Below are 14,522 nucleotides of genomic sequence, written 5' to 3' on the forward strand. Positions count from 1 at the left end.
CTTAAGCAATCAGTGCAATCATACTAGTCAGCAGAATCAGTGGTTCAGACTACAATCACCATTCAGAACATCCACACAAACCAGTACGTATAGACCAGTGAACATTCTTAGTATCAGCGATATTCATGGGCGTTATGTATGGCGAAATGCGCCATTAGACGACGCTGACCACGTCATTTTCCTCGGTGACTACGTCGATAGTATGCTCTATGACGACGATGAGGTTATATCTAACCTGGAAGCCATCATCCGGTACAAAAAGAAAAACGAGGATCGGGTAACGCTGCTGGTCGGCAATCACGACATTCAGTATCTCTACTACCCGTTGTATCCTTGCTCCGGTTTTAACCCGGCGGTACAACCAACGCTAAGCAAACTTTTTCGGGAGAACCAGGCCCTGTTTCAAATTGCCTATCAGCAGGGTACTCTTTTATATACCCATGCCGGCGTGTCGGCTACGTGGCTATCCCGGCTGCTCAGTCATACAGGGCAATCAGAACGAGTGCTCGGCCCGACCGACGACATGGCCGGCTTTTTGAACGATCTCTACCAGCATGCAATCATGCGCGAGTATTTGTTCGAGGTGGGCCCGAAACGGGGTGGATCGTCGCCGGTCGGGGGGCCGGTATGGGCCGATCGAACCGAAACGTCTGTTGATTTGCTGGCTGGCTTTCATCAGGTTGTTGGGCATACGCCTACGCCTGCTTTTCAAACCATTGGCAATGAGACGGCGTCGATTACGTATACCGATGTACTGGGCGCAAAAACAGACTTTTTCCGGCTGACAATTCCGACGTAAATTACCTGTCCTAAACCAAACGCTTACCCCGCTTCGTTACTACGGGTAGACGTCTGCCGAAAGCAACCTGAATGAATTTCCTATATCCTTCCTTCCTGATCGGTTTATCAGCCGTGGCATTGCCCATTGCGATTCACCTGTTTAACTTTCGACGCACCCGACGGGTCTATTTTTCCAATATCGAGCTACTGCGCGCGGTACAGACCGAAACAAAGTCGTTTCGCCGGCTCAAACACTGGCTGGTGCTGGCCTGCCGCTGTCTGTTCGTAATATGTCTGGTGCTGGCCTTCGCTCAACCGTTCATTCCAAGCAAAAATCGGATGGGTTTATCGCGACAGGGCGTCACGAGTTTGTACGTCGATAATTCATACAGCATGCAGAACGAGCGTAGCGAAAAACGCTACCTCGACATCGCCATCAGCAAGCTGGATGAACTGCTCACGCTGTTCCGCAACGCGACTTCGCTCCAACTGCTAACCAATGATTTTTCAGCCGCAGAACAGCAACCCGCGACGGCCGAAGCGATACGTGACCGCGTTACGTCGATCCGGTTTGCGCACACGCCCCGCTCGCTGGAATCGGTCTATCGGCGGCAGCGCAACCTGCTCCGTAGCATCAATGCAAACGCCCGGAATCAGCTGTTCTGGTTTTCCGATTTCCAGAAAAGTACAGCCGGCGATTTATCAAAACTGCGCATCGACACGACCGACCGCTTATTCATCGTTCCGCTCGACGCGCAGGCAACCAAGAACGTGTTTGTGGATTCGGTCTGGCTGGCGACACCGTTCATCCGCGAACTACAAAACAACAGCCTGAACGTAACGTTGACAAATAGCGGACAGGAAGCTGTCAAAAACCTGCCCGTGCGCCTGTACCTGGATGACGCGCAAACCTCGACTGTATCGGCCACCTTACCTCCCGGCGGATCGGCTACGGTTTCGCTGAATATCAACGTCACATCGAAAGGCTATCACCGGGGCCGGATCGTATTCGATGATTACCCGATTACGTTCGACAATCAGTATTTTTTCGTGATTGAAGCGTCGCCCGCCGTCCGGGTGTTGCACTTGTCCGGCACAGCTACCGGCCGCGATTATATCAATACGGTCTACGCCAACGACAGTCTGTTTGTCCGGCGCAGCTACAATGCGCAGAATTTCGACGTAGGTCAGCTGAAAGAAACAGATCTTGTGGTGCTGGAAGGTGTTGAACAGGTGTCGGGTACGTTGCGCACCGAGTTGCAGCGCTTCGTGCAACAGGGCGGGAGTCTGACCATTATTCCACCTGACAAGCCGGATGCGGCTGTGTACGGTCCTTTTTTGAGCGCTTTGGGTATCGGTGGTGTGCAGCCCATTGCCAGTCAGCCGGGCATTGCCGTGCCCACCGTTCCACTGGCTGAGCCGGATCGCCGGATACCATTTTTTCAGGATGTCTTTCAACGCAGTTACCAGTCGGAACCGCTGAACATGCCCTCGGCCGCACCCGTCTGGCGATGGAGTGCCGGTAACCGACTACTTGCCCTGCGCGACGGTCGACCAATGCTGACGCAGTCGCGGGCGGGGGCGGGTACGGTCTACATGCTGGCTTCTCCCCTCTCGGCAACGTACGGGAATCTGGCTGAACATGCGCTGTTCGTACCGGTCATGTACAAAATGGCCGCGTTGAGTGTACGGGCGCAGCGAACGGCTTATTCATTCGATGAAGGGCTGATCACAATCCCCGTCAAGAACACATCAGAACGGGCGGTGTATCGCCTGAAGCACGACAAACTGGACATCATTCCGGTACAGCGGCTCACCGGTAATCAACTCCAACTGGAATTACCCAAGAGCAGCGAACTGGCGGAGGGCCAAACGATCGAAGGCGGTTATTATCAGTTGCAGGACAGTCAGAGCCGTACCGAACGCCTGCTGGCTTTCAACCCCGGTCGGCAGGAGTCGAACCTGGCTTTTTATTCGGCCAGCGAGCTTCGACAGGCATTTGCCAGTCAGCCCAATGTCGAGGTGTTCGACAGTATACAGGACGGCGATTTCGTGCAGGTACTGGAACGCGAAAATCTGGGGCAGAGTCTCTGGAAGTATTTTCTCATAGCCGCACTTGGCTTCCTGCTCCTGGAAATCGGGCTGGTCCGGTTGATGAGGGAATAAATAAGAGGAAAGAGAAAAGACGTAAGAAAAAAGACTGGTGTTCGCCCACTTCTTTCTTCTTACGTCTTTTCTCTTTCTTCTAAAAATCAAATCAGCTTGATATTGATTGTCTTCTCCGCTCCGCCGACGGTAATCTGACAGTCACTGAATGTTGGCTTCGACATTTTGGGTTTGAAATTCGTGCTAAAACCATACGGCTCCTTTGGAATACCCAGCATGTTTTTATCCATCTTGTTGTTACTGTTCACGTCGTGAAAGAGCGCGACAGCATACTGCCCCGGTTCGAGCGGAATGGTCGCCGTTGCAGTTGACCCCGTGATACTCACCTTTTTCGCTTCAACCGGCTTGCCTTCAGGAAATTCTTCGCCCGGTTTAAACACGGCAATAAGAATGCTGCCTTTTTGCTGCTCGATGTTGCTGATCTCAATTTTCAGGTTGGTTTTGGGCGCATGGTCAACCGGCGTAACAGCAGTCATCAACCAGGGAAGCGTAAGCAGTAAGCGAATCATAGACATCGGGTTTTTGTAAAAACGGAATTATCTTGCGTATATGATAACACAGCTTCCGCCACCACCGGCTAAACGATGGCTCGTTAAACCAGTCCCCGATTCTGTTGCCGACCGTTCGGCTATCGAATCGTTAACGGCGTCGCTTGGCGTAAGCCCATTTCTGGCTGGTTTGCTGGTGCAGCGTGGTATCACAACGTTTGATGAAGCCCGTCTGTTTTTCCGGCCTGAATTTACGCACCTGCACGATCCGTTCGCAATGCGCGACATGGACCGGGCCGTGGCACGTCTGAAAAAAGCACTGCAACGTCCGCAGCCGGAGAAAATTCTGATCTATGGCGACTACGATGTCGACGGAACAACGTCGGTTGCCCTCGTGTACAGTTTTCTGAGCCGGTACCACGATCAGCTCGACTTCTACATTCCCGACCGCTATAAGGAAGGCTACGGCATCTCGAAACAGGGTATTGAATGGGCCGCCGAAAATGGGTTTACGCTTATCATCGCCCTCGACTGCGGCATTAAATCGGTGGATCGGGTAGCGGAAGCCAAGGCACTGGGTGTTGATTTTATCATCTGCGACCACCACCGCCCTGGCGACGAACTACCCGATGCCGCTGCCGTACTCGACCCCAAGCGCAGCGACTGCCAGTATCCATACAAAGAGCTGAGTGGGTGTGGCGTTGGGTTCAAGCTGTTGCAGGCCTTCTGTCTGGATCAGGGTATTGATCTCGACACGCTTTACCCCAGCCTTGATCTGGTCGCGGTCAGTATCGCGTCAGACATTGTTCCACTGACGGGTGAAAACCGGGTTATGGCCTATTATGGGCTAAAGCAGATCAACAGTCAGCCACGAACGGGATTGAAGGCCCTGATTAAGGTAGCGGGCTTCCGGAACGCCCTCGACCTGACCAACCTCGTCTTTGGTCTGGGCCCCCGTATCAACGCGGCAGGTCGCATCAAACACGCCAAAGCAGCCGTTCAACTGCTGCTCGCCGAGTCGGACGACGAAGCCGACGATTTCGCCTTTGCCATCAACAAACACAATAGCGACCGGCGCGTGTTCGACAGTACCATGACCGAACAGGCCCTGTCGATGATCCGGCAGGACGAAACGCTGCTCCGGGCTAAATCGACGGTGTTGTTTGATGCCGGCTGGCACAAGGGCGTTATCGGCATTGTCGCGTCGCGCTGCATCGAGCACTTCCACCGACCAACCATTATTCTGACGCAGTCGAACGATAAAGTGGCTGGGTCGGCTCGCTCGGTACCGGGTTTCGATGTGTACGAAGCCATTGAGGAATGCGCCGACCTACTCGAACAGTTTGGCGGACACACCTTTGCCGCTGGTATGACGCTGCCCGTCGACAACGTCGATGCATTCCGCAAGAAGTTTGAAACCGTGGTCTCGCAACGTATCCGGGAGGAGCACCTGACTCCGCTGATCGACATCGACCTGCCGCTCGACTTTAGCGAGATTACGGACAAACTATACCGCATTGTGAAGCAGATGGGTCCCTTTGGGCCGCACAACATGCAGCCGGTTTTCGTCACGGAGGATGTGTACCTGGTTACCGAGCCGACGATCATGAAGGAGAAGCATTTGAAAATTCAGGTGCAGCAGGAGCGTACTGGTCATCAGTTTACGGCTATCGGTTTTGGTATGGCTCACTACGCGCAACTCCTCCAACCCCGCAAGCCATTTGCCATCTGTTACCAGGTCGACCAGAATACGTTCAACGGTACGGTGTCGCTACAGCTGATGCTGAAAGACATCAAGTGCGAGTAATGCTAATAGACCTAAACGGTTTTTTAAAACCGTTTAGGTCTGGGATTACGCTATCAAATCTGGGCGGAAAAAGCCCTGATCGTACGCTTCGCAATACGCCCGATAATCGGCGGTAACCTGCTGTGCATAGTCCCACGCGTACTCGATAAGCGGCTGTTGCCAACGATCCGACTCCTGCCCAAACGCAATCAATTCATCAGCAGTGGCCGAGCCCTGCCGCCCACTGGCGCGCAAATGCCCCCAGCCGCATAGCTGACCCATCGTCGTCATCAGGCTGATCTGTTTACGGGGCTTGCCAACCAGACCCGCCAGGGCAATACGGTCTTCGACGGGCTGCAACTCACGCAGTACATACGATGTACCATCGGGGAAGATGAGCGGATGCAGCAAAGCCGGCGAGGCTGCCTGTATTCGTTTCTGCACCTCCACAATTCGCTGTGCGTCGCTGGACCATGCTGGCTGGTACTCAGCCAGCTGATTCTGTAGCGATGATGGCATAGCCTGCTTTAAGTCAAGCAGGTACTCCTTTCCTCGTTTACCCCACCCCCTGACAAGTAGTATGTACCGATCGATTCCCAGGCTACCTGTTCCGGCCAGCCGGTGTGCTACGTCCAGTACGTCGAAAAACGTTGGATCGGGTTGCGTCTGCGCCCACACGTGTACGGCCAACTCAACAGCCCGGCGGGTCTCTGCATCGACCGGGCTGGTGCGCGGGTCATGCTTCCGAAAGCGAACTCCATGCTTTTTGTAGTGCAACCGACTTTTCAAGAAGGACCGGCGCTTCCGAAACTCGACCTTCCGCAGAAACTGACCGACAATGCCCCTGGCCGTATCCTGCTCCAGCGACCGGATGTAGCCTTTCGCCAGGGTCTGCGCGTAGGTGTCAGTCAGTGTTCTGACCAGTTGCCCGACCTCAGCTTCGTTCAGTTCCAGCGTACTTCCCGCCACAAACAGGCTACAGGTGATGCGGGCCAGATCGGCCAGGTTAGGTGCCAGTATACTCTCGTCGAAATCGTTCAGATCGAAGTAGGCGACACGGTTGTCGGCTTTGAACGAGCCAAAGTTTTCGATGTGCAGGTCGCCGACGTTCCAGGTTCGGGGGGCCTGCCCGATAAGCGGCTCTGCGCCGAGATCGTCGTTGAACAGATGGCTGGTACCGCGAAAGAAGCGAAACACGTTTTCGCGCATGGCGGCATATTTGTACGTCACGAACCGGGGATTACGGTCGGCATTGTACAGGCGGATGCGGTCGGGAACTGATAAGCGATTCATAAGATTTGTTAATTAACGGCGGCCGGGTGATACTGTTCGGCCGATGGACTGGTAAACCCCGCCGATAAATCGGAACTTTGTGCCTAACAAGCTAGCAATTGGTACTGACTTATACCGCTACTAGCCGGCTGCTATATAAATGATTCTACGAACCGAACATCTGGTTAAAAAATACGGCTCCCGCTACGTCAACAACGATGTATCGTATCAGGTGGCGCAGGGCGAAATCGTGGGTCTGCTGGGTCCGAACGGAGCCGGTAAAACGACCTCGTTCTACATGGCTGTGGGCCTGGTGAAACCCAACAGCGGGAAAGTGTATATCGATCAAACCGACGTTACCGACCTGCCCATGTACAAGCGGGCCCGGCTGGGGCTGGGGTATCTGGCGCAGGAGGCCTCGGTATTTCGCGATCTGACCGTTGAGGAAAACGTGTTGGCCGTGTTGCAGATGACAAACCTGCCCAAGAGCGAACAGCGGGATAAGGTTGAAGAACTGCTCAACGAGTTCAGCCTGACACACGTCCGTAAAAACAAAGGCAAGGTGTTATCAGGGGGTGAGCGTCGCCGGACGGAGATCGCCCGCGCCCTGGCTGTCGACCCGAAATTCATCCTGCTCGACGAACCCTTCGCCGGTGTCGACCCGATTGCGGTAGAAGACATTCAGAGCATTGTCGCCAAGCTGAAACACCGGAACATCGGTATTCTGATTACGGACCACAACGTGAACGAGACATTGTCGATCACCGACCGGGCTTACCTGCTGTTTGAAGGTAAAATTCTCAAACAGGGTACTGCCGAAGAACTGGCCAGCGATGAACAGGTTCGCCGGCTGTATCTGGGTCAGAGTTTCGAGTTGAAACGCAAGATTTAAGCCCGCATCGTCCGACAGACAACCGCGTACAGTTCACCGACCGTCAGTGGGCGGATGATCGGTTTTCGGCCGATTCCAAGCCACCATAGCGGAAATAAGCCGAAGCCCTCGGGGCCAAACAGGTATTCGTCGGGTTTCAGGTTAAATACGGCTCGAAAATCTGTCCAGTCTGTGTTGAACCGTTTCTCCGTCGCTTCCAGCAGGTCGACACCATCGTCGCCCGTAACGCCCATATCGTTTTCGAACAGCGTTTCGGGCGTTACTGCCTTCCGGTTCGGGTAGCCGACGACCTCACGAATAAATAGCGTAAACTCGTCAAACGTGGGTCGTTGTACAGGTTCTTCGTGCATGTGCTGTGACAAGATTTAGCCCAGTACTTCGCGCAAGACAGGTAGTGATTTGACTTCACCAAGTGAGTCGATATGAACGTGGTAATAGGCAACGAGCGCATCGAGCAGTTCATTGCGGGCAGCCCGGCTTAGTTCGACGGGGGTACCAATGGGGTGCCGCAGGATGCTGTTCAGGGCTTTCTCCGTTGTCTCGTCGGGCAGGAACGGTACCGAATGCTCGCGCAGCTGGTTTTCAAACTCCCGCGCCGACTCCGGGCCGAACCCAAGAAAAAACGAGAGTTTGAGCAGAAACGACAGGTGAAAGTTCTCGTAATTGGTACGGGCTTCTTCCAGAAACAGCACCGCATTGACCAGAAACTGAAACAGCGTCGGGCTGCCCGCTTCTTCCTTCAGCACCTTGTTCAGCATCTCGGTCACGAAGAGCGCAATCGTCGATTTTGTAACCTCAAACGGCAGACTTTGAAAGGGGTGGCTGATTTTCACTTCCGACAACCGATGCAACTCCCGGTCGGCTTTGTAGTACACGACCATATCGAGCAATGTCAGCGGCTGAAACAGCGCAATGCGGTTGCTCTTGCTTTTCGCCGACCGCACCCCGTTGACAATATAGCTTTGAAGCCCGAAGTCTTCGGTATACACACGGGAGATAATGGACGTTTCGCGGTAACGGATATAACTGAGGGCAATTCCCCGTGTCTTTTGCAGCATTGGTACTCGGCAGGATTACAGGACAACTGATAAGCAGATAACACCAATGAAGCCGCTTTTGCTTTCTCTTGATCCGCTTCGACTACGTTGTATCACGCATCATTCTCCTTTACTAAGATACACATTGCTAAAGAAAATTCCGGCGATACGTGCGGATTTCGGGTTAACCGATTGCGTGTATTTTCAATAGAACCTGCTTTGTAAGCAATTTGTCAAGTAAACGTACGGACCCGTCTTCTTTTCTAAGGGCAAACGTATTCGTATGAAACTGTATAAAACGCCCTCCGGCCTTGTCCTCGAAGCAAATCAGCAATTTTTTCAGATTGACGCCGACTGGGATAAGCTGATCAACCGCGACGATCTCCACGCTTACCTGATCCAGCTGACTACTACTGCATCAATTACGGCTGAACCGACGCAGCGGATGGCCCCTGTCGGGCGGCAGGAGGTATGGGCAGCGGGCGTTACCTACCTGCGGAGCCGCGACGCCCGCATGGAAGAATCGAAGAAGGCCGGTGCCGACAACTTTTACGATCGGGTTTACGATGCCGAACGGCCCGAATTGTTCTTTAAATCGACCGCCGAGCGGGTAGTTGGTCCCGGCGCTCCAGTACGTATCCGGCGCGATTCGACCTGGAACGTACCCGAACCGGAACTGACCCTGTTTATCACCTCGTCGGGGCGGATTGTGGGCTACACCTGCGGCAACGACATGAGTTCGCGGAGCATCGAAGGCGAAAATCCGTTGTACCTGCCCCAGGCCAAAACCTACGACGGTAGTGCCGCCCTTGGCCCCTGCCTGTACGTTCCCGAGCAACCCATCGACCCTGATACGCTGATGCACCTGACCATCGAACGGGCGGGCGAAACCGTATTTTCGGGTGACCTGACGATCAGTCAGATGAAGCGACAGCATACCGAACTGGTCTCGTTTCTGTACCGCGAATGCTCCTTCCCCAACGGCTGCTTCCTCATGACCGGCACCGGACTGGTCCCACCTGATTCGTTTACGCTGCAACCGGGCGATCAGGTCAACATCAGCATCGACGGCATTGGTACGCTGTCGAATCCGGTACAGCAATAACAACCGGGAATGTGCATTTTTGCACGTCACCATACGCGCTCCCTATGCCAACCATTCGCCACGTAACCGCTTTTCTTGAATCGTTCGCGCCCCTCGCCTATCAGGAATCGTACGACAATGCCGGACTGCTTGTCGGTGATCCCGATACGGCCGTTACGGGTATTCTGGCTACGCTCGACTGTACGGAAGCCGTTGTCGCCGAAGCCGTTGCGAAAGGCTGTAACCTGATCGTAGCCCACCATCCGATCGTATTCAAAGGGCTGAAGAAGCTGAACGGTAGCAATTATGTCGAACGCACGGTTATCAGCGCGATCAAGAACGACGTAGCGATTTACGCGACACACACCAACCTCGACAGCGTGACGGGGGGTGTCAACTTCATGATTGCGGAGAAACTGGGCTTGCAGAACGTGCGCATTCTGGCTCCGAAAACGAAGACCCTGATGAAGCTAGCCACGTTTGTACCGGTAGCCGATACACAGCGCGTACTCGATGCGCTGCACGAAGCCGGGGCCGGCAACATTGGCAACTACAGCCGGGCTAGTTTTCGGGTTGAAGGAACGGGTGCTTATCAGGCGGGCGACGGTGCCAACCCGGTACTCGGTTCGATCGGTGACTACCACCGCGAGCCCGAACACCGCATCGAAGTCATCTTTCCGGCCCATCAGCAGCGGACAATACTGGCGGCCCTGCGCAAAGCGCACCCATACGAGGAAATTGCCTACGATCTCTACGCGCTCGAAAACGCCGATCAGACGGTTGGATCGGGGGTTGTCGGTGAACTCCCTCAATCGGTATCAGACCAAAACTGGCTGGCATACCTGAAGGAACGCATGAACCTGCCCCTGATTCGGCACACGGCCCTGCTGGGTCGACCGGTGCAGCGTGTTGCGGTGTGCGGGGGGGCGGGCGGCTTTCTGCTCAACGATGCCGTCCGGGCGAGCGCCGACGTGTTCGTCACCGCCGATTACAAGTACCACGAGTTCTTCGACGCCGACGGCCGGATCGTCATCTGCGACATTGGTCATTACGAGAGCGAAGTATTCACGAAAGACTTATTAATCCGCCGTTTAGCCGAAAAATTCACTACTTTTGCGGTAATTTTTTCCGAAACGGACACAAATCCCGTACGGTACTACGTCTGACCCCGGTCAGCCACTATATACTTTAACAAACGCTCCGAATGGAACTAACGATTGCGCAAAAACTGGACGCTCTGCTGCACCTGCAATCTCTCGACTCGCAACTCGATGAACTCATAAAAATCCGCGGTGGTCTGCCCGAGGAAGTGCGTGACCTCGAAGACGATATCGCTGGTTTTGAGACCCGGATCGGCAAATTCCAAGGCGAAATCAAGGCGCTGGAGGAAGAAATCGAGCGGAACCGGTCGGCAAAGAAAGACGCCGAAAAGCTGATTACCAAGTACAAGGATCAGCAGATGAACGTGCGCAACAACCGCGAATTCGACGCGATCTCGAAAGAGGTTGAGTTGCAGTCGCTGGAAATCGAACTTGCCGACAAGCGGATCAGCGAAGCCCAATTCCGGGCCCGTGGTAAAGACGAAGAAATCAAAAACACGCAGAGCCTGCTGAACGAGCGGAAAGAAGACCTGAAAGCGAAAAAGCAGGAACTCGATCAGATCAACGAAGAAAGTCAGGAGGAAGAGAAAGAGATCATCCGGCAGCGCGACGAGCAGGCTACCGGGGTTGAACCGCGCCTGCTGAACTCGTACCGTAAAATCCGTGGCAACGCCCTCAACGGCCTGGCTGTCGTGATGGTGAAACGCGGTGCGTGTGGTGGCTGCTTCAACGTGGTACCACCACAGCGACAGGCCGACATCAAAGACAAAAAGAAGATCATCGTCTGCGAACACTGCGGCCGGATTTTCGCCGACGTAGAAGGTGTTCCCGAGCCAGCAACGACGGGCCGTGGCCGGTAGTCGTCCAGGCCAGTTTTTTTGTATGCTCAGAAGGTCGCCCGGTGGCGGCCTTCGCTTTTTTCAACCTATGCGGCTGGTCGTTTTTTTTGTATTGATTGCCCGATTGGCGCAGGCGCAGGATTTCGCCTGGACACCCGGCCTGCAACGTGCCTTCGCGCAGATGCAACAGTTGCAGGTGCAACCGGCCCGCCAGACGATAGCGCGCGAACCGGCTACGCAGTCACCCGGCATCCAGCTTTTTCTGGACGACTACGCCGACATGCTGACGCTGACAACGTCGGACAATGACGCGCTCTTCGCCGAACTCAGCAAGCGGGAAGAAGAACGGCTCGACGCCCTGAAAAAACTACCGGACTCGTCGCCCTGGCAACGGGTGATGCAGGCCGAAGTGCGGCTTCACTGGGCCTTCTGCAAACTGAAATTTGGCCGGGAGATGAGCGCCAGTTGGGACGTCATCAAAGCGTACCGGCTCCTCGGCGAAAACCGGAAACTGTTCCCCGACTTCCTGCCGACCTACAAATCGCTGGGTACGCTCTACGTGATGATTGGGTCGGTACCGGAATCGTATGCGTGGGTAGCGCGGCTCCTGGGCCTGCGGGGCAGTATCGCGGATGGCCAACAGATGCTCGTCCGTGCCCGACAGGACCCCGTCTTTGGCCTGGAAGCGCAGCTTATCGATCTGATGGTTCGGGCTTATGTACTTACGTTTACCCCCGCCGACGAGCAGGCGCTCCGTCAGCTCATCGCCCGTTCACCCGACAATCTGCTGCTGCATTTCTTCGGCGCGACGATCGAGCAGAAAAGCGGGAATAGTGAACAAGCGCTGCTGTATTTGACCAGCCGCCCCACCGGCCCGGCCTATCTTCCCCTTCCCATCGTCAGTAACATTCTGGGTGACATTTACCTGCAAAAAGGCCAGTACGCTACCGCCGATGCGCACTTCGCCCGCTTTCTAACAGAATACAAAGGACAAAACTTTCGCAAGGATTCGCAGTACAAACGATTTCTGTGTCATTGGCTGGCGGGCTACCCGGATAGTCAAAGCCGGCCATTTCTGGAACGGGTAGTCAGCAGCGGACGCACCACGGTGGAATCGGACAAGGCGGCCCAACGGTTTGCGGAGATTTATCTGAAGCGTGGCGCTACCCCCAATCAACCCGTCCTAATGCGGGCGCGACTTGCCAGCGACGGCGGCTTTCTCGACAGTGCCCTCGCCTACCTACGCCCGTACACCGAAGCCCGGTTTGTGGGCTTACCCGAAAAATCCGAGTTCAACTACCGCATGGGCCGAATCCTGCAACGCCGGAATCAGGCCAACGCAGCAATCCCTTACTTCGTGCGGGCCTTAGCCCTAAGCGATGCCTACGACGAAGCCCCCCTTTCCTTCGGCGCATCCTCAGCCCTGCAATTGGGCTACATCTACAAACAAAAAAACGACCGCACCACAGCACGGTCGTTCTTCCAGAGAGCCCTCGCCCAGAAAAATCACGAATACAAAAACAGCATTGATAACAAAGCTAGAGCGGGGCTGAGTGGGTTGTAAAATATTTTCAATAGTAGCATTAATTTTCCAGGATAAATAGACCTGTCTAAATCACAATTACGTCCTTCACCAAATTCATATGCTATTACTAAAAATCATCTTCTAAGTCCTTCGAAATCATTATTTTTTTCAGTCCTATATTTGAATGTATATGGATCAATTCAGCGGGAGCAGTCAAAAAATTTCCTAATATTTCTTTTAAATATAAATCATCCTTACCTCGGACATTATATTTGTAGATATCATTCAAAATATCGACTGAATTAAATGTTAGTCTGCTTATAACTTGATATTCAATTTCTTTCCCCGAAGCACTCGTCACTGTTTCAACATTTGCAATAACGTCGATATCGATTATTTCATCTATAGAACCAGGTATATATATCAAGTTGTAGTCAACAGTATGAAGCAAATTAGATAAAAAAGAGAACGACTTATAAAAAGTTTCATCTTTACGTAAATTCAATATTTTATCTATAAAATACTTTTTAGTATTACTTTTTCTAAATTCCCCTCGAGAATCAAAGTAAATCTCAAAAAGAATTCCATTCAGCACATGATTTTCTCCATCTATTTGATATTTCCTTAGACTGGATGGCAATGAATTCATAAAAATCTTCGCTTCGTTTGCCGCCCCACTAGCTTGCAATATATTTCTACCTAATACAAACTGCTGGTTTTTATCCAGTTTAGACAGTTTAATCCGAAGGACTTCTAAAATAGCAGGATTCTGAATATTCCAGTCGTATGATTTTATTTTAGCTATAAGGCATCCGAAATCATCATTTTTAGAATATTTTGCATCTTTTACAACTTCCTCAGAATAGGGAATCATTTGCGAATGAGTTAATTGACCTGTATTAAAATAAAAATCTCCAATCAACGAAGTATGTTCCCAGCTTGTTTGTTTCCCCCCACTAACATTGTAAACTGTTTTTCTTACTTTTTTAAAGAGTTCCTCTACTGATAAATGTTCTCTTCCCACATAGTTTAAAAGAGCTCCAGTAAAAATGCTATGACCTTCAAATCCAACATCGCTGGCTCCCTCATTAGGAGACGTAGAAAAGGCAATCAAAGACCCTCTAGGGGCCTGAATAGGGCTATTGGCAATAATCCCACCTCTTTCAAAACTTTTTCTACAAGCATCTATTATAGCAATATTTACTTTATCAGGATTTTTTTTATAAATCTTTAATAAGTCTGTTAACTGAATACAAGTTTGTCGACAATGATACTCATTCAAACTATCAATTTGACACTCTGTGAAAGCTAAATAGTTTTCACCCTTTACTTCAAAGCCATGACCAGCAAAATAAAAAATACTGGCGTCATATCCTTTTATTCGTTCGTCAAATTCAGTAAGTAAATCTGTTATACTTTCAGAATTACCATTTATTTTAAAGATAATGTGGTATCCTTAGAGTGTGTTGGGGAATCTAAAAAGCTGGTAGTCAGGTCAACTTTGTAGCGACCAAGCAACAAAAACATGACCTCTCAGTGGCAACCACTGACTG

General features: G+C 52.4%; 13 protein-coding genes. 8 read left to right on the top strand and 5 right to left on the bottom strand.

Annotation, left to right across the window (positions count from 1 at the left end; all coding sequences use genetic code 11):
- The first annotated feature begins 97 nt into the window (after positions 1-97).
- Both CLV58_RS11700 and CLV58_RS11705 read left to right on the top strand, forming a co-directional pair.
- Entirely contained in the window at positions 98-799 is a 702-nt protein-coding gene (locus CLV58_RS11700) for a metallophosphoesterase (RefSeq protein WP_106137991.1), read from the top strand.
- A 71-nt stretch (positions 800-870) separates the two neighbouring features.
- Entirely contained in the window at positions 871-2,946 is a 2,076-nt protein-coding gene (locus tag CLV58_RS11705) for a BatA domain-containing protein (protein ID WP_106137992.1), read from the top strand.
- A gap of 86 nt (positions 2,947-3,032) precedes the next feature.
- Here CLV58_RS11705 and CLV58_RS11710 read toward each other — a convergent pair whose 3' ends face one another.
- The gene (locus tag CLV58_RS11710) at positions 3,033-3,455 is read right to left on the bottom strand and encodes a DUF2141 domain-containing protein (protein ID WP_106137993.1); all 423 of its coding nucleotides are present in this window, start codon (positions 3,453-3,455) and stop codon (positions 3,033-3,035) included.
- 40 nt (positions 3,456-3,495) lie between these two features.
- Here CLV58_RS11710 and recJ point away from each other — a divergent pair, with 40 nt between their 5' ends.
- Positions 3,496-5,241: a single-stranded-DNA-specific exonuclease RecJ gene (gene recJ / locus CLV58_RS11715; protein WP_106137994.1), complete on the top strand. Its 1,746-nt coding sequence runs from the start codon at positions 3,496-3,498 to the stop codon at positions 5,239-5,241.
- Between the two features lie 45 nt (positions 5,242-5,286).
- Here recJ and CLV58_RS11720 read toward each other — a convergent pair whose 3' ends face one another.
- Entirely contained in the window at positions 5,287-6,513 is a 1,227-nt protein-coding gene (locus tag CLV58_RS11720) for a DUF2252 domain-containing protein (RefSeq protein WP_106137995.1), read from the bottom strand.
- A gap of 139 nt (positions 6,514-6,652) precedes the next feature.
- Here CLV58_RS11720 and lptB point away from each other — a divergent pair, with 139 nt between their 5' ends.
- Positions 6,653-7,384, top strand: a complete 732-nt coding sequence (gene lptB, locus CLV58_RS11725) for an LPS export ABC transporter ATP-binding protein (protein ID WP_106137996.1) — start codon at positions 6,653-6,655, stop codon at positions 7,382-7,384.
- Here the strand turns inward: lptB and CLV58_RS11730 are convergent.
- On the bottom strand, positions 7,381-7,734 hold the full coding sequence (locus tag CLV58_RS11730) for a DUF1493 family protein (protein WP_106137997.1): 354 nt from the start codon (positions 7,732-7,734) through the stop codon (positions 7,381-7,383). The genes lptB and CLV58_RS11730 overlap by 4 nt on opposite strands.
- A gap of 15 nt (positions 7,735-7,749) precedes the next feature.
- Positions 7,750-8,442, bottom strand: a complete 693-nt coding sequence (recO, locus tag CLV58_RS11735; RefSeq protein WP_106137998.1) for a DNA repair protein RecO — start codon at positions 8,440-8,442, stop codon at positions 7,750-7,752.
- Between the two features lie 262 nt (positions 8,443-8,704).
- Between recO and CLV58_RS11740 the strand changes: the two genes are divergently transcribed.
- The 4 genes from CLV58_RS11740 to CLV58_RS11755 all read left to right on the top strand — a co-directional run bounded on the left by CLV58_RS11740 (position 8,705) and on the right by CLV58_RS11755 (position 13,008).
- The gene (locus tag CLV58_RS11740; RefSeq protein ID WP_106137999.1) at positions 8,705-9,526 is read left to right on the top strand and encodes a fumarylacetoacetate hydrolase family protein; all 822 of its coding nucleotides are present in this window, start codon (positions 8,705-8,707) and stop codon (positions 9,524-9,526) included.
- Positions 9,527-9,570: 44 nt separating this feature from the next.
- Entirely contained in the window at positions 9,571-10,671 is a 1,101-nt protein-coding gene (locus CLV58_RS11745; RefSeq protein ID WP_106138000.1) for a Nif3-like dinuclear metal center hexameric protein, read from the top strand.
- A gap of 38 nt (positions 10,672-10,709) precedes the next feature.
- The gene (locus CLV58_RS11750) at positions 10,710-11,465 is read left to right on the top strand and encodes a zinc ribbon domain-containing protein (RefSeq protein ID WP_106138001.1); all 756 of its coding nucleotides are present in this window, start codon (positions 10,710-10,712) and stop codon (positions 11,463-11,465) included.
- Positions 11,466-11,532: 67 nt separating this feature from the next.
- The gene (locus CLV58_RS11755) at positions 11,533-13,008 is read left to right on the top strand and encodes a tetratricopeptide repeat protein (protein ID WP_106138002.1); all 1,476 of its coding nucleotides are present in this window, start codon (positions 11,533-11,535) and stop codon (positions 13,006-13,008) included.
- Positions 13,009-13,096: 88 nt separating this feature from the next.
- Here CLV58_RS11755 and CLV58_RS11760 read toward each other — a convergent pair whose 3' ends face one another.
- On the bottom strand, positions 13,097-14,416 hold the full coding sequence (locus CLV58_RS11760; RefSeq protein ID WP_106138003.1) for a caspase family protein: 1,320 nt from the start codon (positions 14,414-14,416) through the stop codon (positions 13,097-13,099).
- Between the last annotated feature and the right edge of the window lie 106 nt (positions 14,417-14,522).

It is taken from the genome of Spirosoma oryzae (assembly GCF_003002825.1).
GTDB lineage: Bacteria > Bacteroidota > Bacteroidia > Cytophagales > Spirosomataceae > Spirosoma > Spirosoma oryzae.